Below are 21,806 nucleotides of genomic sequence, written 5' to 3'. Positions count from 1 at the left end.
TCGTAACCTAGCCCAGGGTTGGCGGAGCCTACCCTGGGACAAAGAAAGCTCCCGTACGAAGAACCCCAACGGGGTTCCGTAGCTTACCGGGAGAGTCTACGGAACCCCGTTGGGGTTCATCCGTTGGCTTCTCAAACAATCCAGGGTAGGCTGCGCCAACCCTGAACTAGATTATGGAACCCCGTTGGGGTTCAGTCCTGCGCAGCTTCACTTTCATTGGATGGCAGCTTGCCTCACCAGCGCCGCATTAGCTACCGCATCGGTCCCCTCAGCCACTACCGTCACAGCCTGGCGCCCCTCCAGTCCATACGCATACGTCTTGTCATAATACCCCAGCACCAACTCCACCATCTTCGGAATATCCTCCTCGGCAATAGCGCCCAGCGCCTCTTTGGTCACCAGTCCGCCCAGCCGCTTGCGCAGCTTCAGCACGGCCGCGGCCAGGGCCCCGGCATCGTAGCGGCCGTAGTCGGCAGCGAGGTAGGCCACGCGAGCGGCGCGGGGCACGTCGAGCACCAGCAGCGGGGCGGCCTGCATCTGAGCGTAGAGGGCGGCGGGCAGGTGCACGCTGCCGATGGTGCGGCTTTCGTCCTCTACCCAGATGGGTTGGTCGGTGGGCAAAGCGGCCAGGGCGGCGGCGAGGTTGTTTTCGAACTGCTCCTGAGTGGGCTGCGGCGGCTGGCCCAGTCCGCCGAAGGCCGAGCCCTGGTGGTGGGCTAGCTGCTCGAGGTCGAGCACGGGCTGGCCCTGGGCAGCCAGGGCGTGGAGCACGGCGGTTTTGCCGCTGCCGGTGGCGCCGCCCAGCACGCGCAGCTGGCGCGGGGCGGCCAGTTCGGCCAGCACCCACTGGCGGTAGTCTTTGTAGCCTTTGTCGAGCAAGTTGACTTGCAGGCCCGCCAGTTCCAGCAGCCACTGCACGGCGCCGCTGCGCATGCCGCCGCGCCAGCAGTGTAGGCGCACCTCCTGGCCGGGAGCGAGTTGGCGGGCCTGTTCGGCCATCGTGCGCAGCTTGGGGCCGAAGAAATCGAGGCCCAGCAGCACGGCTTTGTCGGGGCTCACCTGCTTGTACATCGTGCCGATGCGGGCGCGCTCCTCATCCGTGAACAGTGGCAGGCTGATGGCGCCGGGGATGTGGCCCTGGGCGTATTCGGCCGGGGCGCGCACGTCAAGGATGGGGCCGGCGGTGGTGCCGAGGAAGTCGGTAATCGGGTGGCGGGGCATAGGAAGTCAAACTTACGGCATCGACTGTCATGCTGAACGCAGCGAAGCATCCTATCAAGCTCGAACGACGCAGTAATTAAGTTGTTCTGCCCTGAGAGGATGCTTCCTTCGTCAGCATGACAGACAGGCGTTACCTTTCGGGTATGAATTACTCGTCTCTTCGTCGGCCCCTGTTGCTGGGGCTACTGGCGCTGCCCGCCGCCCCCGTTGTTGCCCAGAACCCCTCCGCCAATGGTGCCGCTTTCGTGCGCGACAGCCTCGCCAGCTACGTGCAGCGCGGCCTCAAGCTCTGGAACATCCCCGGCCTGGCCGTGACGGTGGTGAAGGACGGTCAGGTGGTCGTCAGCCAGGGCTTTGGCACCAAGGAAGCAGGCAAGGCCGCGCCCGTCGATGGCAATACGCTCTTTCTCATCGCCTCCAATTCCAAGCTCTTCACCGGCACGGCCATCTCGCAATTGCAGGAGGAAGGCAAGCTGAAGCTCGATGACCCGGTGCGCAAGTATCTGCCCGATTTCCGCCTCTACGACTCCACCAGCACCCGGCTGGTGAGCGTGCGCGACATCCTGAGCCACCGCCTGGGCACCAAGACTTTTCAGGGCGACTTTACCTTCTGGGATTCCAACCTCAGCCGGGCCGACATCATCCGGCGGGTGCGGCTGCTGAAGCCCACGCAGCCCTTCCGCCAGAACTATGGCTACTGCAACGCCGGCTTCCTGGCGGCCGGCGAAATTATCCCCGTCGTGAACAGCGGCCAGACCTGGGAAAGCTGGGTGCAGCAGCGCCTGCTCACGCCGCTGGGCATGAGCAACACCTATCCCCTCACCACTGGCGCCGCCCAGCGGCCCAACGTGGCCCTGCCCTACACCAACGCCTTCGGCCCACTCACCCGGGTGCCGTTTGACGAGGTCGATAACTTCGGCCCGGCGGCCAGTATGGTGTCGAACGTGAATGACCTCGGCCACTGGCTGCGCTTCCAGCTCGATAGCGGCAAGTATCAGGGGCAACGGGTGTTACCCTGGGCCACGCTGCGCCGCACCCGCGAGGGCAACACCCTCAGCGGCACCAGCAAATCGCCGATTTTTCCCAGCCATTTCCGCACCTATGGCCTGGGCGTATTCGCCGCCGACTACAACGGCCGCCAAATCTACTGGCACACCGGCGGCGCTAATGGCTTCGTCACCAACGTCTGCTTCGTGCCCGAGGAAAGCCTGGGCCTGGCCGTACTCACCAACCAGGACAACCAGAGCTTTTTCGAAGCCCTGCGCTACCAGCTGCTGGATGCCTACCTGGGCGTGCCCTACGTGGACCGCAGCCGCCAACTCTACAAGCTGGGCCAGCCCGGCCGCGACGAAACCGCCCGCGACATAGCCGCCCAGGCCACCCGCGTAGCCAAAAAGAACAAGCTCCCCCGCAAGCTCGCGGCCTACGCCGGCAGCTACGAGCACCCGCTCTACGGCCCCATTACGGTAGCAGCGCAGGGCAAGCAGCAGCTGCTCATTCGTTTCAGCCACCACCCCAAGCTCATAGCCACGCTCGACTACATGGACGGTGAGCAGTTCCGCTGCACCTACTCCAACGCGGCTTATGGGATTTTTCCGGCCATCTTCGCGGTGGAGAATGGGGCGGTGAAGACATTGGAAATCCGGGTGAATGATGGGCTGGAGCAGGACCCGTATTTGTTTAGTCGGCAGTAATTGGGGGTATGAGAGAACGAAGCTCCCCTCCTTGGAAAGGAGGGGATGTGAGGCGCGAAGAGCGCCGAACGGGGGTGGTTCGCCCGTCCGCGCCGTTAGAACAAGGCAGTAATTCTGCTTTTGGATTCCTGCGTCGTGCTGCCTGAGCCCCAAATAATATTCGAAAGCCCAGCCGGCGCGGACGGGCGAACCACCCCCGTTTTGCCTGCGGCAAAACATCCCCTCCTTTCCAAGGAGGGGAGTTGCGCCCTCCCCCGCTTCTACTTTATCACATCTCCTCCCTCCTACTTTATCAGCTCCGCTACCTGCGCCCGCATACGCTTCAGCGACTCGCGGGCAAACTTGCGCTGCAACATGCGCCCGAACAGCCGGAAGCCCAGCCAGTAGAACGGATTGCGGATGCTGCCCGTCTGCGACATGGCGTGGACGCGGAACTGCACCGTACCGGTTGCCAGGTTTTTGTGAATGGTGAAATCAATCTGGCCGCGCTCGAAGTGGCCTTCGAGGGTGCGGTAGCCGTAGCCCCACACCCGCTCGGGGCCGGCGGGCGTGTCGCGACTGGCCTCATTGGTGACGCCGCTCACGCGCACGCCAAACCAGAATTTAAAGCCCAGAAACTGCGCCCGCAGCAGCATGATGCGCTTTTCGAGCGGGCCGTCGGGCGCGAAGATGCCGGTGATAAGGTCGGGGGGCGGGAAGGAGTAGCGGCGCAGCACCTCCTGGGCCGCGGCGAAGGAGCCGTGCGCGGCGGGCGGACCGGGCGCCTCGGCGGGCAGGTCGGTGGCGTAGTCGTCGATGCGCCAGCCGTTTTCGGCGTTGTACTCGTTCTGGCGGGTGGTGTCGTAGTTGTAGTCGGCGTGGGTGTAGGCGTCGAGCTGGGCGCGGTGCTGCTCCCAGAGCGGCGGGGCGGTGGTAGGCTGACTCATGAGCGGGATTGTTGGGAATGGCCGCCTTCGTCAATATGCTGGGTTTCGACGGTTACCGGGCCCAGGGCCTGGCCGCCGGCCGCCTCGGCCACGCGGTGGCAGAACTCGGTCCAGGTGGCCTCCTGCATCAGCTTGCCGCCGCCCAGCGTGTCGTACACGAAGGCTACCAGCCCATCGCGCGAGCGGGCCCGGGAGCTGATTTCGAACCGCAGCACATCGGGGGCGGCGTCGAGGTAATGGGCCTCGAAGCGGATGTGACCGGCCTCGGGGTGGCCCTCCAGGGTTACGAACTCGAAGGACGTGGGGCCGGCCTCGGTCACGCGCACGCAGCCGTTCCAGGGGCCCAGGATGGCAATGTGAAACTCGTCGCCGACCCGCAGCAGGCCGCTGGCGCCGCCCTTGCGCTCGAAGTCGGCCAGCAGCTCGGGCGAGAACTTCGGCAGCTCGCTCTGCACCTGCGCCATCAGCTCCAGGGGCGTCAGGCGCGGCCGGGCCAGGTCGACAAAGTAGCGGCGCTCCAGCCAGGAGCCGGAGCCGTCGGCGGCGGTTTGCTCGGCGTGGGCCATGTTTTGAGTTATGAGTTGAGAATTATGAGTTGTGAGTTGGTAACCGCAAACCCTGGTTGCGTATACGCCCCACCAAGGCAGAAGATGCTATAGCCGAGCTTGCTCCTGCTCAGGCATCGCGGCGGCGAATTTCAAAGTAGAAGTCCCAGGCTTGTTAGCGCGGTTAGCCGAAATGTCTCATCACCCCAACTCAAAACTCATAATTTCTAACTCATAACTCAAAAAAATGGCTTACTACCGCCCGCCCGGCCCCCCGCCCGACCCCATTCTGGTAAGCCAGCTCACCGCCCAGCAGCAGGAGCTGCGGCAGCGCCTGCGCCACGAGCCCCTGCCGCAGGAGCCGCGCCTCATCGGGGGCTGCGACTCGTCGTTTCCCACGCCCGACACCATTTTGTCGGTGTTCGTGGTGCTGGAATTTCCGTCGCTGCAGCTGGTGGAGAAGGTGTACAACTACGGCCCCGTGGACATGCCCTACGTGCCCGGCTTTCTCTCCTTCCGCGAGGCACCCAACGTCATTCACGCCTTCGCCAAGCTCCAGCATAAGCCCGACGTGATTATGGTGGATGGCCACGGCATTGCCCACCCGCGCCGCATGGGCATCGCGGCCCACCTCGGCGTGCTGCTCGATATGCCCACCTTCGGCGTGGCCAAGCAGAAGCTGACTGGCAAATTCACCGAGCCCGCCCCCGAAAAAGGCCATATAGAGCCCCTCACCGATGCCAAGACCGGCGAGCTCATCGGCCAGGTAATCCGCAGCAAAGACAAGGTGCTGCCGCTCTTCGTGAGCCCCGGCCACCGCTGCGACCAGGCCACCGCCACGCGGCTCACCCTGGCCTGCCTGAAAGGCTATAAGCTGCCGGAACCCACCCGCCTGGCCGACCACTGGGCCGAGGAATTTAAGCGCGAAGTGCGGTGAAGCGCACCCTGCGCCTAACGGGCGGGCAGCTGCACGCCGCGCATTGCCCGCTGCAAGGTATCCAGGCTTTCGGCGGCGGCGGCGGGCAGCGCCAGCAACCCGGCCACCGATTCCAATACGGCCCGTTGGCCGTCGGCCTCGCCCAGCACGCCCGCGTCCAGCGGCTGCTGTTGCGACTTACTGAGTTTCTGCCCCCGCCCATCCGTCAACAGCGGGTGATGAAAGAATTGCACCCGGGGCGTATTAAAAAGCGCCGTTTCAGTTAGCTGCGCGGCCAGCCAGAGCTGGGCGGCGGTGCTGGGCAGCAAGTCCTGCCCGCGCACGATGAGCGTGGTGCCGAGCCGCAAATCATCCACCACCGAGGCCAGCTGGTAGGCCGCCACGCCGTCCTTTTTGCGGATGATAAAGTCGGGCAGCTGCGCAGCCAGCGGCACCGTGAGCGAGCCCTGCCAGCCGTCGGAGAAGTGAATTTGGGTGCCGGACGGCACCGGCACGCGCCAGGCGGCACCCGGTGTATCGAGCGGCACCGCAGATGCCTGCGGATTGGTGCGCGAGCGCACGTCGGCCTGCACCAGCCCGGGCTGCTGGCTGAGGCGGCGCAGGACGGCGTTGTAGTCGGGCAGGTGCAGCAGCTGCGAGTAGTGGCGCAAGAAGTCGTCGGGGCCGCTGGGGCCGTGGTCGTAGTCGATGCCCAGCCAGTCGATAACGCGGAAGATATTGTCCAGGTACGGCCGGCGCAGGCGGGCGCGGTCGAGGTCGTCGATGCGCAGGTACAGGCGGCCGCCGGCCCGGCGCGTGAGCAGCCAAGTGAGCACGAAGTTCACCGCATTGCCGAGGTGCAGAAAGCCGCTGGGCGTGGGCGCCAGCCGCGCCACCGGGACGGACGATTGAAGCATCAGCAAATAAAGTAGGCCAGCCCAAAAGTACGCCCCAAGCCTTCGACAACCCGCTCTGCAACCATTTTAGCCGGAGCCGGGTCCTGCCCAAAACCCTTGTACTTTAGTGCGCCCGTTTGGCCGCCCCGCTGCGGTTGCGCCTGCTCCCTTAAATCAACTCCATGCGTCAACTTTACTTATTCTGCCTGAGTCTGGCCCTGGCCGGCTGCATCGGCAATGCGGACTCCATATCGCCGGTTATGTCCGTGTCCTACGTGCCCCGGCTCATGGCCCGCGAGCAGCTCGAAAGCGCTGCTGTCGGGCTGCCGCCCCAGGCGCTGCACCACCCCGGCAAAATCTTCATCAGCAACCGCTACTTATTTGTGAATGAGCAGTACCAGGGCATTCATATCTTCGACAACGCCGACCCCGCCCACCCCAAAGCCGTGCAGTTCCTGCGCATCCCTGGCAACGTGGACCTGGCCGTGCGCGGCTCGCTGCTTTACGCCGACAGCGGCCCCGACCTGGTAACGTTCGACATCAGCGACCCCGCCCAGGCGCGCGTCGCCGGCCGCACCCGCAACGCCCTGCCCGAACTCAGCCCGCCCATCCTCGGCATGCCCCTGCCCACTGCCTATCAACCCGCCAACCGCCCCGCCAACACGGTCATCGTGGGCTGGGACAAACGCTAAGCCATGCCAGCCAATCTTTTCTCCCGCCTGAGCGGCCTGCTGGGCCTCACGCTATTGCTCGGCAGCAGCGGCTGCAACAGCGCCGACTCGGCCTCGCCCGTCGGCGGCAACTCGGCCAACCCCAGCGGCCAGGCCGGCTCCATGGCTCGTTTCGCCATCATGGGCAACACCCTCTACGCCGTCGATGAAACCCACCTGCGCACCTTCGACTTGAGCAACCCCAGCACGCCCGCCCCCGGCCCGGTCGTGAGCGTGGGCACCGGCGTCGAAACCATCTTCCCCCAGGCGCCTTACCTCTTCATCGGGAGCCAGACGGGCATGTTCGTCTTCGATACCACGCCCGCCACCCCGCGCTTAGTGGGCACCTACACCCACGCCGTCAGCTGCGACCCCGTGGTGGTGGCCGGCCAGTACGCTTACGTGACCCTGCGCAACGACGGCCCCTGCACGCGCGGCCTCAATCAGCTCGACGTGGTGGATTTGCAGGATTTGAGCCGCCCGCAGCTGGCCCAGTCCTACCCCCTCACCAAGCCCTACGGCCTGGGTGCCGACAGCTCCCAGCTGTTCGTGTGCGACAACGGCATCAAGGTTTTCGATACCAGCCAGGCCCCCACCCTGCGCCTGCTCCAGTCGTTCAACCTCGCCGCCACCGACGTCATTGCCCACCGCGGCGTGCTGCTCATCACCGGCGCCGACGGCCTCTACCAGTACCGCTACACCGCCGCCGGCGCCGGCAACCTGACCCAGCTCAGCCGCATTCCGGTGGTGCCCAACTAATGAGCCAGCTGCGTTTTATCCGGCGCGGGGCCGGGCTCCTGGCCACGCTGCTGGCCCTGAGCCCGGCCCCCACCCGCGCCCAGATAGCCCCCGATTCGGCCCGGCTGGCGCTCAAGCTGGCCGTTGTGCCATTGTTTGAGGCTACCTACGAGCTGCAGGCCGAATACCGGCTGGCCCGGCAGTTCAGTCTCACGCTGTCCCCCCGGCTGCTTTCGGGCACCGTGCCGGCCTCCGTCTCGAAAGTCGCCAGCGAAGCCGGCGACCAAGTCAGCGGCCACGGCCTCAGCCTCGGTACCCGCTTCTACGTGCCCAACTCGGGGGCCGAAGGCGCCATGCTGGCGGGCCTGTACTTCGGCCTGCAGGCTGATTACTACCGCCTCCGCCTAAGCTACCAAGCCGAAACCTGGGGCCAAGACCTAGGCCCCGACGGCCTCCTCTACTACACCTACCGCTACCGCGAGGGCCGCGAAAACATCACCCGCTACGGCGGCACGGCCATCATCGGCTACCAGTGCCAGGTTATTCATCCCCGGCTGCGGCTCGATGCTTCGTCCAGCCTCAGCCGCCTCCGCAGCACCTCCGACGGCGTCAACCTAAACCGCTACGACGCTTCGGATTCCGACTACGGCTACTCCGGCAACTTCTGGAGCCTGGGCCTGGGACTGGGATTTGTGCTGAAATAGCCGTTACAGCTCCCAGGCTGCCTGCTGCAGCACCACGCGGTAGCCATCGGAGTCTTCGAAAGTGAGGCCCAGCTGGTCCCAGTAAGGATTGTAAGCCGGCACGGGTGCGAAACCGGCGGCCACCATGCGCTGCACGGCGGCCTGCCACTCGGCGGCATCGGGCAGGTAGAAAACCAGCAGATTATCAGCCGTGGGCGCCCGCCCGACGCGGTGGCCGGGCTGGTGCGTAAACTCCAGGTGGTAAGGCGCCTGCGGGTGGCCGAGCATGATGCCGTCGAAGCCATTGTGGGCCGTGAAGGCGGTGAGCTGCTGCAAACCCAGCCCGGCGCAGTAGAATGGCAGCAGGGCGGGCAGGTTGTCGGTGGGGCGGGCTACGCGGAGCTTGGGGATGGTCATGGGCACCAGTAAAAACCATTAGGTAGCTATTAAACCTTACGGCCGCGCAAAGGTCTGGCTTCTATCATTGGCTTTCAAAAACGGTTTATGCGTCGCGCTCTACTTCTGCTTTTCCTGTTGTTGCCCGGGCTGGCTCGGCTGGCCCCGGCCCAAACCGCCCCCCTCTACTTCCCGCCCCTCACAGGCCCCACCTGGGCCACCACTTCGCCCGCCAGCCTCGGCTGGTGCCAAACGCCCCTCGACTCGCTGCTCGCCTACGCCGGCCGCCAGCACACCGATGCCCTGCTCATCCTCAAAGACGGCCGCCTGGTAGTCGAACATTACTACGGCACCTACACCGCCGACTCGGTGCACTACTGGGCCTCGGCCGGCAAGTCCCTTACCGCCACCCTCGTCGGCTTGGCCCAGCAGGATGGCCTCCTGCGCCTCACCGACAGCACCTCCCGCTTCCTCGGCCGGGGCTGGACCAACGCCACGCCCGCCCAGGAAGGCCGCATCACCATCCAGCACCAGCTCACGATGACCAGCGGCCTCCAGGATGCGCCCCCCGCCCCCTGCGACAACGAAAGCACCACCCCCGGCTGCCTGCTCTATCTCGCCCCGCCCGCCAGCCGCTGGGCCTACCACACCGGCGCCTACCGCACCCTGCAGGACGTGCTGGTGCAGGCCAGCGGCGCCAACAGCATCTCCGCCTACACCAACCAGCGCCTCGGCAACCGCATCGGCATGACTGGCCTGTGGGTCAACGATGTATATTTCAGCAAAGCCCGCTCGATGGCCCGCTTCGGCCTCTTCATCCTGGCCCGCGGCACTTGGAACGGCACCCCCATCCTTACCGACACCGCCTACTTCCGGGCCATGACCACGCCCTCCCAGCCGCTCAACCCCAGCTACGGCTACCTCTGGTGGCTCAACGGCCAGCCCAGCTACCGCCTGCCGGGCCTGCAGGTCAGCTTCCCCGGCCCGCTCACGCCCTCGGCCCCGGCGGATATGATTGCCGCCCTCGGCAAGAACGACCAGAAAATCTACGTCGTGCCCAGCCTCGGCCTCGTCGTCGTCCGGCAGGGCGCGTCGGCCGGCGCCCCCCGCCTCGCCCTCTCCTCCTTCGATACCGAGCTCTGGACGCGCATCATGGCCCTCTACTGCCGCCCCACGGCCACGGCCGCGGCGCTGGCGCCGGCCAGCTTCCAGGCCTTTCCCAACCCGGCCACCGATTTTCTTACCCTGCGCCAGCCCTCGGGCACCGCCACCGTGCGCCTGCTCGATGCCCTGGGCCGCGAGCTCCGCCGCCAGCCCACCCCAACGCCCGAAACCACTCTGTCGGTGGCCGCGCTGGCCCCCGGCCTCTACACCGCCCAGTGGCTCGAGGCCAGCGGCCGCCTGCTGGCCACCCGCAAAGTAGCGCGGACTTTGTAGTCCGCGAGTCTGAACAATTCAACTCGCAGACTTACGAAGTCCGCGCTCCAACCACTTAATTTCTCTTCAATTTCGGACCCTTACCCCGTAGTGCGTAAGTTTGCAGCCTAATTCGTGGGTAGACTCATCTTACCCGCAACGCGCCCAACCCGCTCGTTCATGCTGACTGCTGTACTGCTTTTCCTTCCTTTGGCCGCCGCTTTGCTGCTGCATTTCACCAAAGGAGGCACCGCCCGCGCCCTGGCGCTCGGCGCTTCCCTCGTCGAATTTGCCCTCGCGGCCTACGCCGCCGTGCAATACAAGCTGCAGGGCGCCGCCGGTTTCGACCTCAACTACGCCTGGATTCCTTCCTTCGGCATCAATTTCCACGTCGGGATGGACGGCCTCAGCCTCTTGCTGGTGCTGCTCACCACCTTCCTGGTGCCTATCATCCTGCTCACGGCCTTCAAGCACGACTACCACAACCCCTCGGCCTTCTACGCCCTGGTGCTGTTCATGCAAACCGGCCTTATCGGCGTTTTCACCTCGCTCGATGCCTTCCTGTTCTACTTCTTCTGGGAAGTGGCCCTCATTCCCATCTACTTCCTGGCCGGCGTGTGGGGCCAGAGCGAGCGGCGCATTCAGGTCACGTTCAAGTTTTTCCTCTACACCATCGTCGGCTCGCTCTTTATGCTCGCCGGCTTCGTGTACCTGTACCTGCAAACCGGCCCCGCCACCGGCAGCCTCGCCCTGCACTCCTCCGAGCTCTCGGCGTTCTACAACCTGAAGCTCAGCGCCGCCGAGCAATCCTGGCTGTTCTGGCTGATTTTCGCGGCCTTCGCGGTGAAGATGCCCATCTTCCCCTTCCACACCTGGCAGCCCGACACCTACACCGAGTCGCCCACGCCCGCTACCATGCTGCTCTCCGGCATCATGCTGAAAATGGGCGTTTACGGGGCCATGCGCTGGCTGCTGCCTGTCGTGCCGCTCGGCGTCAGCCAGTGGGGTAAAGTCGTCATGATTCTCGCCGTCATCGGCATCCTCTACGGCGCCATCATCGCCATCCGGCAGCGCGACGTCAAGCGCCTCATTGCTTATTCCTCGCTCTCGCACGTGGGCCTGATGGCCGCCGGCCTCTTCTCCCTCACCCAAATCGGCCTGCAGGGCACCGTCGTCCAGATGCTGGCCCACGGCGTCAACGTCGTCGGCATGTTCTTCATCGCCGACGCCCTCGAACGCCGCACCGGCACCCGCCTCATCGCCGACCTCGGCGGCCTCACCCGCCGCACCCCGGTGCTCACCGTCTGCTTCCTCGTGATGCTGCTCAGCACCGTGGCCCTGCCCCTCACCGGCGGCTTCGTGGGCGAGTTCCTGCTGCTGGCCGGCGTCTATCAATACAACGCCTGGCTGGGCGCGGTAGCGGCTCTCACCATCATCTTCTCGGCCGTGTACCTGCTGCGCATGTTCCAGCGCGTCATGCTCGGCCCCGACTCCGCCCACTCCGAAACCATCACCGACCTCACCGGCGGCGAGCTGCTCATCATGGTGCCGCTCATCGCGCTGGTGTTCTGGCTGGGCCTGTTTCCCAACTCCTTCCTGCACATCTCCGAGCCCGCCATCCAGCAGCTGCTCACGCTGGCCGGCCGCTAAGTCTGAGCGGTTAGCTAAGAGCGGTTAGCTGTTAGCTTCCTTCCTAATGCCTTCAGCCAAAAAGCTAACAGCTAGCCGCTCTTAGCTAACAGCTAAACAACATGACTTCCATTATTCTCCTCTCCGTCTTCGGCATCATCAATTTGTTCCTGGGGTTCCTGCGCTCCAACAAGCTGCTGCTGCCGCTGGTCATGCTCGCGCTGCTGGTCGTGTTCGGAGTCAACCTGCTCGACTGGAACCAGGGCAGCCCGCTGTTCTACAACATGCTGGTGGTCGATAACTACTTGGTGGCTTTCACCGGCATTGTGGTGCTTACGGCCCTGGTGCTCATCCCCTTCTCGCGCAGCTACGTGAAGACCGGCGAGCCCAATCTGGCCGAATACTACTCGCTGCTGCTGTTCTCCCTCGTCGGCGCCATCATGATGATTGGCTACGACCACCTCATCATGCTCTTCGTGGGCATCGAAATCCTCAGCATCAGCATGTACGTGCTGGCCGGCTCCGACAAGCGTAATGTCCGCTCCAACGAAGCTGCCCTCAAGTATTTCCTCATGGGCGCCTTCGCCACCGGCATCCTGCTCTTCGGCATGGCACTGCTCTACGGTGCCACCGGCACATTCCACGTCTCGGCCATCGGCACCGCCGTCGCCGAGCCCGCCAACGCCAGCCTGCTGCCCATGCTCCACATAGGCATCCTGCTGATGATTATCGGCCTCGGCTTCAAAGTCTCCGCCGCCCCCTTCCACTTCTGGACGCCCGACGTGTACGAAGGCACCCCCACCTTCTTCACCGCCTTCATGAGCACGGTGGTCAAAACGGCCGGTTTCGCCGCCTTCCTCAAGCTGCTGGCCCAGGCCCTGCCCGCTGCCCAAGGCTTCTGGATGCCCACCATCGTCGCCATGTGCGCCCTCACGCTGCTGCTAGGCAACATCGGCGCCGCCTCCCAGACCAGCGCTAAGCGCATGCTGGCCTACTCCAGCGTGTCGCACGCCGGCTACCTGCTCATCGGCTTGGTAGGCACTAATGGTCAGCTGTTCGGCTCGCCCGCTGCCAGCGGCATCTTCTTCTACTCGCTGTCTTATTCCATCGCCACCGTCCTCTCCTTCGGCGTCCTCAAACTGGTGGGCGACCAGCGCGGCCGCGAGGACTACGCCGGCCTCAACGGCCTGGCCAAGCAAAACCCGCTACTGGCCTTCGCGCTCACCGTGAGCATGCTGTCGCTGGCTGGCATTCCGCTCACCGGCGGCTTCTTCGGCAAGTTTTTCATCTTCGCGGCGGCCGTTGAGCACGGCGCCATCGGCCTCGTGGTGTTCGCCGTGGTAATGAGCATGGTGAGCATCTACTACTACCTCAAGCCCGTCATCGCCATGTACCTGCAGCCGGCCGACGAAACCTCGGCGCCCATCGAAGTAGATGGCGTGCAGCGCCTGACGCTGATAGTGCTGGCCCTGCTGACCATTGCGCTGGGCACCATTGCCCCCATGTTTATGAGCGGGCTGCTATAATGCTTCACCGATTTGCTTTAAACGCAAAAGAGCGGCCTCATCGGCCGCTCTTTTGCGTTTAATAATGTCGCCTGAGTCTTACTTCCCCGGCTTCTCCTGCCGCTGCGACGACGCCCGCACAAACAAATCGGGCTGCAGCACGATGTGGCGCGGCGCAAAATGCTGTCCCTGCTCCTCCATTATCTGCAGCAATAATTTAGTGGCCGAGCGGCCCATCAGCTCGCAGTGCTGGTCGATGGAAGTCAGCTTGGGTTCCGTCAGGCGCGAGAACAATTCGTTACTGAAACCGGCCAGGCCGATGTCTTCCGGCACGCGCAGCCCCCGTTCCTTCACCGTTTCCAGCACGCCCACCAGCGTAAAGTCGCTGGCCGAGAACACGGCATCGGGCGGCTCGGGCAGGGCTAGCAGCTGCTTCATTCCGTCGGTGCCGTCTTCCATTTTCATGTCGCAGATATAAATCAGCTCTTCCAGCACGGGCAGGCCGTGCTCGCGCAGGGCATCTTCGTAACCCTGGCGGCGGTGCTTGTAGATGTTGAGGTGCTGCGGGCCGCCGAAATGCGCAATGCGGCGGTAACCCTGCTCCAGCAGGTGCCTGGTGGCGCGGTAGCCGCCGGCACGGTCGTCGAGCACCACGGCATTCACGTCGTGCCCTTCGAGAATGCGGTCGAAAAAAACCAGCGGAATGTCACGCTTACGGATTTTTTCGAAGTGCCGGAACTCCCGTGTCGTGCGCGACAGCGACACCAGGATGCCCTCCACCTGCGCATTCATCATCGTTTCGATGTTCTCGCGCTCGTGGGCCACGTCTTCGTTCGACTGGCAGATGAGGACGTGATAACCGGCCTTGCTGGCCGCAGCTTCAATACCCTTCACCACCTGCGAAAAGAAATTGCCGTCGATGTGCGGCACGATGACGCCCAGCATGCGGCTACGGCCCCGGCGCAACCCGGCCGCCAGGCTGTTGGGCTGGTAGCCAAGCTTATTGGCTAGCTCCACTACCCGTTTGGTAGTAGCGTCGCTGATGGTGCTGTGCCCATTGAGCGCCCGCGACACCGTCGAAACGGAGATGTTGAGCTGCTGGGCGAGGTCGGTAATAGAGGCGCGTTTCTTAGCCACGGAAAAGAACGGAAAGAAGCAATGGCCAGCCCGCAATACGGGCAAATTCCACTGCAGCGGATGCAAAGAGTCGTGCAAATATTGCATAACACGGCATTATTATTTGCAAAGCACGCCCAAATGCACCGCTTATGCAAACGTTTGCGCAAATCAATAAAAGCTCCTACCTTGCGGTCCGGTATAGCCTTCGTTTGGCCGATTAATACCTCAATCCCGTACTATGGGGCCGCTAAGTCGCTGACATTCTCACCATTTTTGGTGCGATGGCAGTCTATGGCCACGGCGGCTGGCCGGCACTTGTCGTTCTGTTCCACAATCGTTTCTCTTCGCCACCTTTCTTGCATGGCTGTTGCTTCTTTTTCCCGGCCCACTACTCTCTCCTCGCCGCCGGTGGCCGTGCTCTTCGGCCATACGCCCGGGGGCACGCTGGTTCACTTATTTACCCTGCAAAATCACTGCGGCATGCAGGCCACCATCAGCACCCTCGGCGGCACCCTGACGAGCCTGCTGGTGCCCGACAAGCATGGCCAGCCGGGTGATGTGGTGCTGGGTTTCGATACGTTGGCAGGCTATACCAGCGAGCTGTTTGTACAGGAAAACACTTACTTCGGCGCCATCATTGGCCGCTACGGCAACCGCATTGCCAAGGGCCGGTTTACGCTCGACGGCCGGCCTTACCAGCTTCCCATCAATAACGTCCCCAACTCCTTACACGGCGGCCCGCTGGGCTTCGACAAGCAGGTTTGGCAGGCGACGCCCGACATTTCGGCCGATGGACCCACGCTGACGCTGACCTACCTAAGCCTAGACGGCGAGGAAGGCTACCCCGGCAACCTGACCGTGCAGGTGGTGTACACGCTGACCGAAGACAACAGCCTGCGCCTCGACTACTCGGCCACCACCGACCAGCCGACGGTGCTCAACCTGACGAGTCACAGCTACTTCAACCTGGCCCTGGGCAGCGCGCCGACGATACTAGACCACATCCTGACCCTGCCCGCCGACCAGTTTACGCCCGTTGATGACACCCTGATTCCGACCGGCGAGTTGAAGGACGTAAAAGGTACACCGTTTGATTTCACCACCCCCCACGCCATCGGTGAACGGATTGGGCAGGTACCCGGCGGCTACGACCACAACTGGGTGCTGGCCAACCAGCACCGCCCGCAGCCGGAGTTGGCCGCCAGCGTGTATGAGCCCATCTCGGGTCGTACGATGGACGTGTACACCGACCAACCCGGCGTGCAATGCTACACCGGCAACTTCCTGAAGGGCAACCTCGGGGGTAAAGATGGCGTGACCTACGGCCAACATGCCGGCTTCTGCCTCGAAACCCAGCATTTTCCCGATTCGCCCAACCAGCCGCAGTTTCCCAGCACGGTGCTGCGGCCCGGCGAAACCTTCCGCTCGACGACAGAATACCGCTTTGGCGTGCGGCAGTAAGCATGTCTGCAGGACCTATGCTGCTCAAACGAACTTCCCTCCTCCTGGCCCTACTGGGCGGCAGCCTGCACTACGCCCGGGCCACCGTGCGCCTGCCGCGCTTCGTGGCCGACCACATGGTGTTGCAGCGCGATGCGCCAGTGCCGCTCTGGGGCTGGGCCGAGGCCGGGGAAACGGTGACAGTGACGTTTAAAGGCCAGACCTATAAAGCCACGCCTACCCCCGGCACCGGGCGCTGGCAGGTGAGCTTGCCCCCGCAACCAGCTGGCGGACCTTACGAATTGACCATCAAAGGCCAGAATACCATGACCTTGCGCGATGTGCTGTTCGGCGACGTGTGGCTGGCATCGGGCCAGTCGAATATGGAGTGGCCGGTGCGCGACGCGGTGAATGGGAAGCAGGAAGTCGCGGCAGCTAATTATCCCCAAATCCGGCTGCTGAATGTGGATAACACCGCGACTTTCAGCCCGCAAGTGGATATTCGTAGCGCGGCGGGCTGGCAGGTATGCGGGCCGGGGCCGGTGGCGGGGTTTTCGGCGGTGGCTTATTTTTTTGGCCGCGATTTATTTGGCAAGCATCACGTTCCCATTGGCCTGATTGGCAGCGAATGGGGTGGCACGCCCGCCGAGGCCTGGACCAGTGCCGCCGCCCTGCGCCCCCTAGCCGATTTCGATTCTACGCTCGACGAGCTGGCCACCCAAACCGGTAGCGCCGAAGCCGTCAGCAGCTACTATGCCGCCCGGGAAGCCGCCTTCCAGGCCGGGCTGCTGGCCCGCGACCAGGGCCGCCGCACCGGCCCCACGGGCTGGTGGGCCTCCCCTGCTTTCGATGCCCGCGCCTGGGCTACGATGCCGCTGCCCGGCCACTGGGAAAACCCGCCTGCCTCCGCCGAACTGCGCAACTTCGATGGCATCATCTGGTTGCGGCGCGAGGTAGAGCTGAGCGCCGCCGAGGCCCGGCAGCCCGCCGTGCTGCACCTGGGCCAGATTGACGATGTGGACTCGGTGTGGGTGAACGGGGTGCCCGTGGGCGGCCTCAGCGGCTGGGACATCTACCGGCGCTACGTGGTGCCCGCCCACGCCTTGCGTCCCGGCCGCAACGTGCTGGCCGTGCGCGTGACCGACTACCAGCGTGGCGGCGGCATCGCCGGCCCGCCCGACAGCCTGCGGCTCGACGTGGCTGGTCGCCGGCTACCGCTGGCCGGCGCCTGGCCCTACCATATCGGACTCGATTTAAGCGCCTTGCCCACCGCCGAGCGGCAAATGCTGGTTCCCTACCGCCAGCCGACGTTGCTCTATAATGGCATGATTGCGCCCCTGGTCGGCCTGGGTTTGAAGGGCGTTATCTGGTACCAGGGCGAGGATAATGCGGCCCGCGCCGCGCAGTACCGCACGCTGTTTCCGACGCTTATCCGCAGCTGGCGCACGGCCTGGGGGCGGCCCGATTTGCCGTTTTTATTCGTGCAGCTGGCTAATTTTCAACCCGACCAGCCCCAACCCGCCAACTACGAATGGGCTGAGCTACGCGAAGCCCAGGCCCGCGCGCTAGCCCTGCCACACACCGGCATGGCCGTGGCTATCGACCTGGGCGACCGCGACGACATTCATCCCCGCAACAAGCAGGAAGTAGGCCACCGCCTGGCGCTGGCCGCCGCCCGCGTGGCTTATGGCGATACCAGAATCGTCAGCCAGGGCCCCACGCCCGGCGTGCTCAAAACGGCGGGCAACACCCTGCGTCTGCCATTGCAAGCCAATGGTAGCAGCCTGTTATTCAAAGGGTCTGCCGGCGCTACTCCCAGCTTCGCCATTGCCGGAGCCGACCGCAAATTCTACTGGGCTACGGTCCGGTTCGAAGGCAGTACGCTGGTGCTATCGAGCCCCCAGGTGCCAGCCCCGGTGGCCGTACGCTACGCTTGGGGCAATAGTCCGTTTCCCAGCCTTTATAATCGCCAAGGCTTGCCCGCCGCCCCTTTCCGCACCGACGACTGGCCGGGGCTGACGGAAGGCAGGCAATAGGTTTGCATTAAAAATCGTGGACAGTCTGCTTTAGCTGGTCAAAGCGCGGAGGCTCGTTGCGGCAGTGATGGCGGCTATGCAAACGTTTGCCAGTTACCTAGGGCTAGCGGTTATTCACGACTTCCCTTTAATACAATGCAGGTTGCGGTAACTCTATTATGAAATCAGAGTAAAGCTGCCGCAGCGAATGGCAGAAATTTGAATCCAGAGCCTTAACGTTTGTGCAAACGTTTGCATTTATAGTTAACCCGCCCTAATTTAGCTGCCGGATTAGGTGAAGCGAATAGCTACCCGGAGGATTACCGTTAAAAGGCGGCTGGTTAACGAACCGTTTTTTACAGGCGTAGCAGCCCGCTGGTCCTAACTCCGATTTTACTGCTATTAATTAATTCTTAGCTGATGCAACAACTTTACCCGATTCTGCGCGGCGCGCTACTCCTGCTGGCTCTGCCGCTGGCTGCTCAGGCCCAAACCCGGGGCATTGGCATCGGCACGAGCAACCCGGTGGGGGCCCTCCAGATTGAGCAGGCTTTCACCAGCGCCAACCCGGCGCTGCTGTTGCTGCGCACGACCAATGGCACCGCCACCACCGGCCCGGCCATTGATTTTCAAACGTATGCACCTGCATCGGCTACCAACAGCGCCGCCCGCATCCAGGCCCTCGACCCGGGCGCTTACACGGCCGACCTGGCCTTTTCGCTACGTAACCCCGGGGCCGAAGCCAACGCGCTGGTGGAGCGCCTGCGCATTGCCAACACCGGCAACGTGGGCGTCGGCTCGAACAACCCCAGAGCCCTGCTGCACCTGGAGCGTGGTACCACCGGGGCCAACCCGACGCTGCTGTTGCTGCGCAGCACCAACGGCGCCGGCGGTGGCGGAGCAGCGCTTGATTTTCAGAATTATGACACGGGCAACGACGGTCCAGGCGCCCGGCTGCTCGTCACCGATGCGGTGAATTACAGCTCCGACGTCGCTTTCCTAACCCGCATTCCCGGCGCCGGCAACAACGCCCTGGCCGAGCGCCTGCGCATCCTCAGCGACGGCAAGGTGAACATCGGGGCCGGAGCCACGCCCACGGCCACGCTGGACGTGAATGGCAGCACCCGCCTGCGCGGCCTAAGCACCGCCGGCATCGTCACCACCACCGCCAACGGTACCCTGAGCAGCGCTACCGCCGCCAGCCTCGACGCCACCACGGCCGGCAGTGGCCTCACCCGCGCCGGCACCAACATCACTCTGGGCGGCACGGCGTTGAGTGCCAATACCACCATTCCCACCGGCGGCTTCAGCCTAAGCATCGAAGGCACGGGCAACGTGGCTATCGGAGGGAGCGCGGCCCCTACCAGCACGCTGCAAGTGAATGGCTCGACGGCCGTAGCCGTGGGCAACGGCTTGGTAGGCAACCCAACCGGCACGCCGCTCGGCAACGTGGGCTACGCCGGCCTCTCGCCGGCCAGCGGCAATGATTACTACCTGCTGCCGGACGCCACCACCTGCACCGGCCGCATCTATTACATCCGCAACAACAGTTCCTCCAACATTGCCTACCTGGGTACGGCGGGGGGGGCCATTTTCGAAGGCAGCGCCACAAATGCTTCTTCCACACCCTACTTCATGCAAGCCAGCGGCCCCACCAAAACCGTGACGGTAATATCGGACGGCGCCAACTGGACTTTGCTCAAGGCCCAGTAGCCAAACGCCTCGGAACAGGCCGTTTGCGACACTTTGCTGGCTTGCTTATCAAAAATTTATTCCCTCGTTTTCTTCTTCCCTCCTGATGCGCTATTCTTTATTCAGCTGGTTGTTTGTTGCTTTGCTTGCTGCCCCGGCGGCACAGGCGCAAAACCCGGTTACGGCTGGTAACCCCATTGTCAACAGCCCCCGCGACCTGGCCGACCCCGAGATGAATTTCTTCGCGGGCCGCTACTACATGTACCCGACCACGTTGCAGGGCTCGCAGTTTCACGCCTACTCCTCGACCGACCTTACCAACTGGAGCGACGAGGGGGTGATATTTGACTTGGCCGTGGACTGCAGCTGGGCCCGTGCCAACGGCTGGGCGCCCTCGGTAGTGTTTCGCAACAACCAGTATTACTTCTACTACTCGGCCAACAGCAAGATTGGCGTGGCCAGCGGCCCCACCCCCACCGGGCCCTTCACCGACCTGGGCCAGCCCTTCATCGGCTCCGACCCGATTACGGTGGATATCATTGACCCGATGGTGTTTGTGGACGACGACGGCCAAGCCTACATGTACTACGGCGGCTCGAATGGCAGCCGCCTGGCCATGCGCCGGCTCGACCCCAGCATGAATGCCTTCGACGGTAGCCCGGCCCAGAACATCACCCCGCCCAACTACACCGAGGCCCCCTACCTGGTGAAGCGCAACGGCGTGTATTACATGACCTACTCGAACGGCAACTACCGCAACGGCACCTACAACGTGCAGTATTCGACCAGCACCAGCCCCACCGGCCCCTGGACCTACGGCGGCCAGATTCTGTCGAGCGACCAGCAGCGCACCGGGCCGGGCCACGCCTCCATCACGCGGGTGCCGGGCTGCGACCAGTACTACATGACCTACCACCGCTACGAGCCCGGCGCCACCGTGCGCAGCCTGTGCATCGACCGGCTCAACTTCGAGAGCGACGGCCGCATTCAGCGCGTGAATATGACAACGTATGGCGTGCGCCCGGTGCTGCCCGGCGGCCCCTGCACGGCCGGCAACGTGCTATCGGGCGGCGTGTACAAGCTCACCCACAAAGGCACCAACCAATGCCTGGAAGTGCTGAATAACAGCACCGCCGCCGGGGCCCGCGTGCAGCAGGGCCCCGACAACGGCAGCGCCGCCCAGCGCTGGCGCCTCAGCCTGGAGCCCGATGGCCGCTACAACCTCACCCACGAGGGCACCACCCAGGCCTTGCAGCCGGTGGGCGGCACCAGCACTGGCACGCCCTTATTGGAGCAAAACACTGCCGGCACCGCCGATGCCCAGCGCTGGCAGCTCCAGGCCCTGACCGACGGCTATTATAAAATCACCCTCAAAGGCACCGGCCTGTGTGTGGAAGCTACCGGCACCACGGCCGGCGCCGATGTGCGCATAGCCCCCGACAACGGCAGCGACGCCCAGCGCTGGCAGCTGGACATCAGCCAGGTATCGGTCATTTCGGGCCGCACCTACAAGCTAATGCACAAAAGCACCGAGCAAGTGCTGGAAGTGGAAAACAACAGCCCGGTGCGCGGCACCAACGTGCAGCAGAACTTCGACCTGGGCACCAGCGGTCAGCGCTGGGTGATAACCCAGGAAACCGGCGGCAGCTACAAGCTGACCCACAAAAATGCCCTCGACCCGACTTCTAACCGGCCCCAGTGCCTCGATGTGGAGAACAACAGCTCCAGCAACAACGCCAACGTGCAGCAGTACGACGACAACGGCGCCACCGCCCAGCGTTGGGTGATTACGCGCACTGACAACGAATACGTTAAGCTGACCCACGAAGGCACCAACCAATGCCTCGACGTGCTCTACAACAGCGCCGAGCCGCGGGTGGACGTAGCCCAGTACGAAGACAACGGCAACGACGCCCAGCGCTGGCGCCTGGAGCTGATTTCGGACGCGCCGGCCACGCCGACTGCCGTGCAGCCGGGCGTAGCTCCGGCGGCTGGCCTGGCCGTGCAGGCTTATCCCAACCCCTTTGTGGAACAGCTCACTGCCCAGGTATCTACACTGAAAGCCGGTCCGGCCCAGGTAGAGCTGATTGACCCGCTTGGCCGCGTGGTAAGCACTCAGCCGGTGCAGCTGCAGGCCGGGGCGCAGGAAGTGCCCCTGGCTTGCCCCGCCGGCGCGACCGGGCTCTACCTGCTGCGCGTGCGGCAGGGGCAGCAGCAGGTCCAAGCCAAGCTGATGCGCTAAATAACAACCCACTGACTCATCAA

Annotated in this window: 18 protein-coding genes; 12 read left to right on the top strand and 6 right to left on the bottom strand. The window is 64.0% G+C overall.

The features are described from left to right. Positions 1-213: 213 nt before the first annotated feature. Positions 214-1,221: a tRNA 2-selenouridine(34) synthase MnmH gene (mnmH, locus tag Q5H93_RS20325; protein ID WP_305008524.1), complete on the bottom strand. Its 1,008-nt coding sequence runs from the start codon at positions 1,219-1,221 to the stop codon at positions 214-216. A gap of 143 nt (positions 1,222-1,364) precedes the next feature. Here mnmH and Q5H93_RS20320 point away from each other — a divergent pair, with 143 nt between their 5' ends. Next, the gene (locus Q5H93_RS20320; RefSeq protein WP_305008523.1) at positions 1,365-2,915 is read left to right on the top strand and encodes a serine hydrolase; all 1,551 of its coding nucleotides are present in this window, start codon (positions 1,365-1,367) and stop codon (positions 2,913-2,915) included. A gap of 284 nt (positions 2,916-3,199) precedes the next feature. On the opposite strand, the gene Q5H93_RS20315 is transcribed toward Q5H93_RS20320, so the two are convergent. Together Q5H93_RS20315 and Q5H93_RS20310 are read right to left on the bottom strand one after the other, a co-directional pair. Continuing rightward, a complete protein-coding gene (locus Q5H93_RS20315; RefSeq protein ID WP_305008522.1) occupies positions 3,200-3,841 on the bottom strand; it encodes a DUF1990 domain-containing protein in 642 nt (213 codons plus the stop codon). Further along, positions 3,838-4,407 (bottom strand): DUF1990 domain-containing protein, encoded by a 570-nt coding sequence (locus Q5H93_RS20310; protein ID WP_305008521.1) that lies wholly within the window; start codon positions 4,405-4,407, stop codon positions 3,838-3,840. The genes Q5H93_RS20315 and Q5H93_RS20310 overlap by 4 nt, the downstream gene beginning before the upstream one ends. 226 nt (positions 4,408-4,633) lie before the next feature. Here Q5H93_RS20310 and nfi point away from each other — a divergent pair, with 226 nt between their 5' ends. Then, on the top strand, positions 4,634-5,323 hold the full coding sequence (gene nfi, locus Q5H93_RS20305; protein WP_305008520.1) for a deoxyribonuclease V: 690 nt from the start codon (positions 4,634-4,636) through the stop codon (positions 5,321-5,323). Between the two features lie 14 nt (positions 5,324-5,337). Here nfi and Q5H93_RS20300 read toward each other — a convergent pair whose 3' ends face one another. Further along, positions 5,338-6,219: a glutamate--tRNA ligase family protein gene (locus Q5H93_RS20300; RefSeq protein ID WP_305008519.1), complete on the bottom strand. Its 882-nt coding sequence runs from the start codon at positions 6,217-6,219 to the stop codon at positions 5,338-5,340. Between the two features lie 161 nt (positions 6,220-6,380). On the opposite strand from Q5H93_RS20300, the gene Q5H93_RS20295 reads away from it, so the two are divergent. From Q5H93_RS20295 to Q5H93_RS20285, 3 genes are read left to right on the top strand one after another with little or no spacing between them, the layout of a single operon-like run. Beyond that, entirely contained in the window at positions 6,381-6,890 is a 510-nt protein-coding gene (locus tag Q5H93_RS20295; protein ID WP_305008517.1) for an LVIVD repeat-containing protein, read from the top strand. A gap of 3 nt (positions 6,891-6,893) precedes the next feature. After that, positions 6,894-7,667 (top strand): LVIVD repeat-containing protein, encoded by a 774-nt coding sequence (locus tag Q5H93_RS20290; RefSeq protein ID WP_305008515.1) that lies wholly within the window; start codon positions 6,894-6,896, stop codon positions 7,665-7,667. After that, a complete protein-coding gene (locus Q5H93_RS20285) occupies positions 7,667-8,350 on the top strand; it encodes a hypothetical protein (protein WP_305008514.1) in 684 nt (227 codons plus the stop codon). The genes Q5H93_RS20290 and Q5H93_RS20285 overlap by 1 nt, the downstream gene beginning before the upstream one ends. Before the next feature lie 3 nt (positions 8,351-8,353). Here Q5H93_RS20285 and Q5H93_RS20280 read toward each other — a convergent pair whose 3' ends face one another. Further along, entirely contained in the window at positions 8,354-8,746 is a 393-nt protein-coding gene (locus Q5H93_RS20280; protein WP_305008513.1) for a VOC family protein, read from the bottom strand. Positions 8,747-8,866: 120 nt separating this feature from the next. Here Q5H93_RS20280 and Q5H93_RS20275 point away from each other — a divergent pair, with 120 nt between their 5' ends. The 3 genes from Q5H93_RS20275 (at position 8,867) to Q5H93_RS20265 (ending at position 13,296) form a co-directional block, all read left to right on the top strand. Next, complete coding sequence (locus Q5H93_RS20275) at positions 8,867-10,162, top strand: serine hydrolase domain-containing protein (protein ID WP_305008512.1); 1,296 nt, start codon at positions 8,867-8,869, stop codon at positions 10,160-10,162. A 159-nt stretch (positions 10,163-10,321) separates the two neighbouring features. Then, positions 10,322-11,791 carry a complex I subunit 4 family protein gene (locus Q5H93_RS20270; RefSeq protein WP_305008510.1) on the top strand — a complete coding sequence of 490 codons (1,470 nt, stop codon included), beginning with the start codon at positions 10,322-10,324 and terminating at the stop codon, positions 11,789-11,791. 101 nt (positions 11,792-11,892) lie between these two features. After that, positions 11,893-13,296, top strand: coding sequence for an NADH-quinone oxidoreductase subunit N (locus Q5H93_RS20265; protein WP_305008509.1), 1,404 nt, complete (start codon positions 11,893-11,895; stop codon positions 13,294-13,296). A gap of 78 nt (positions 13,297-13,374) precedes the next feature. On the opposite strand, the gene Q5H93_RS20260 is transcribed toward Q5H93_RS20265, so the two are convergent. Further along, positions 13,375-14,412, bottom strand: coding sequence for a LacI family DNA-binding transcriptional regulator (locus Q5H93_RS20260; RefSeq protein WP_305008507.1), 1,038 nt, complete (start codon positions 14,410-14,412; stop codon positions 13,375-13,377). A gap of 342 nt (positions 14,413-14,754) precedes the next feature. Between Q5H93_RS20260 and Q5H93_RS20255 the strand changes: the two genes are divergently transcribed. The 4 genes from Q5H93_RS20255 to Q5H93_RS20240 all read left to right on the top strand — a co-directional run bounded on the left by Q5H93_RS20255 (position 14,755) and on the right by Q5H93_RS20240 (position 21,783). Beyond that, entirely contained in the window at positions 14,755-15,855 is a 1,101-nt protein-coding gene (locus Q5H93_RS20255) for an aldose epimerase family protein (RefSeq protein WP_305008506.1), read from the top strand. A 17-nt stretch (positions 15,856-15,872) separates the two neighbouring features. Further along, positions 15,873-17,870: a sialate O-acetylesterase gene (locus tag Q5H93_RS20250; RefSeq protein ID WP_305008504.1), complete on the top strand. Its 1,998-nt coding sequence runs from the start codon at positions 15,873-15,875 to the stop codon at positions 17,868-17,870. 399 nt (positions 17,871-18,269) lie between these two features. Next, entirely contained in the window at positions 18,270-19,562 is a 1,293-nt protein-coding gene (locus Q5H93_RS20245; protein WP_305008503.1) for a hypothetical protein, read from the top strand. Between the two features lie 85 nt (positions 19,563-19,647). Beyond that, positions 19,648-21,783, top strand: coding sequence for an RICIN domain-containing protein (locus Q5H93_RS20240; protein ID WP_305008502.1), 2,136 nt, complete (start codon positions 19,648-19,650; stop codon positions 21,781-21,783). Positions 21,784-21,806: the final 23 nt, after the last annotated feature.

Source organism: Hymenobacter aranciens, assembly GCF_030580865.1.
GTDB lineage: Bacteria > Bacteroidota > Bacteroidia > Cytophagales > Hymenobacteraceae > Hymenobacter > Hymenobacter aranciens.
This window is presented reverse-complemented; position numbering and strand designations above follow the sequence as displayed.

Bases quoted from the DNA above. Each gene is read 5' to 3' on its own strand.
- mnmH (WP_305008524.1), bottom strand. From the start codon at position 1,221: ATGCCCCGCCACCCGATTACCGACTTCCTCGGCACCACCGCCGGCCCC.
- Q5H93_RS20320 (WP_305008523.1), top strand. From the start codon at position 1,365: ATGAATTACTCGTCTCTTCGTCGGCCCCTGTTGCTGGGGCTACTGGCG.
- Q5H93_RS20315 (WP_305008522.1), bottom strand. From the start codon at position 3,841: ATGAGTCAGCCTACCACCGCCCCGCCGCTCTGGGAGCAGCACCGCGCC.
- Q5H93_RS20310 (WP_305008521.1), bottom strand. From the start codon at position 4,407: ATGGCCCACGCCGAGCAAACCGCCGCCGACGGCTCCGGCTCCTGGCTG.
- nfi (WP_305008520.1), top strand. From the start codon at position 4,634: ATGGCTTACTACCGCCCGCCCGGCCCCCCGCCCGACCCCATTCTGGTA.
- Q5H93_RS20300 (WP_305008519.1), bottom strand. From the start codon at position 6,219: ATGCTTCAATCGTCCGTCCCGGTGGCGCGGCTGGCGCCCACGCCCAGC.
- Q5H93_RS20295 (WP_305008517.1), top strand. From the start codon at position 6,381: ATGCGTCAACTTTACTTATTCTGCCTGAGTCTGGCCCTGGCCGGCTGC.
- Q5H93_RS20290 (WP_305008515.1), top strand. From the start codon at position 6,894: ATGCCAGCCAATCTTTTCTCCCGCCTGAGCGGCCTGCTGGGCCTCACG.
- Q5H93_RS20285 (WP_305008514.1), top strand. From the start codon at position 7,667: ATGAGCCAGCTGCGTTTTATCCGGCGCGGGGCCGGGCTCCTGGCCACG.
- Q5H93_RS20280 (WP_305008513.1), bottom strand. From the start codon at position 8,746: ATGACCATCCCCAAGCTCCGCGTAGCCCGCCCCACCGACAACCTGCCC.
- Q5H93_RS20270 (WP_305008510.1), top strand. From the start codon at position 10,322: ATGCTGACTGCTGTACTGCTTTTCCTTCCTTTGGCCGCCGCTTTGCTG.
- Q5H93_RS20265 (WP_305008509.1), top strand. From the start codon at position 11,893: ATGACTTCCATTATTCTCCTCTCCGTCTTCGGCATCATCAATTTGTTC.
- Q5H93_RS20255 (WP_305008506.1), top strand. From the start codon at position 14,755: ATGGCTGTTGCTTCTTTTTCCCGGCCCACTACTCTCTCCTCGCCGCCG.
- Q5H93_RS20250 (WP_305008504.1), top strand. From the start codon at position 15,873: ATGCTGCTCAAACGAACTTCCCTCCTCCTGGCCCTACTGGGCGGCAGC.
- Q5H93_RS20245 (WP_305008503.1), top strand. From the start codon at position 18,270: ATGCAACAACTTTACCCGATTCTGCGCGGCGCGCTACTCCTGCTGGCT.
- Q5H93_RS20240 (WP_305008502.1), top strand. From the start codon at position 19,648: ATGCGCTATTCTTTATTCAGCTGGTTGTTTGTTGCTTTGCTTGCTGCC.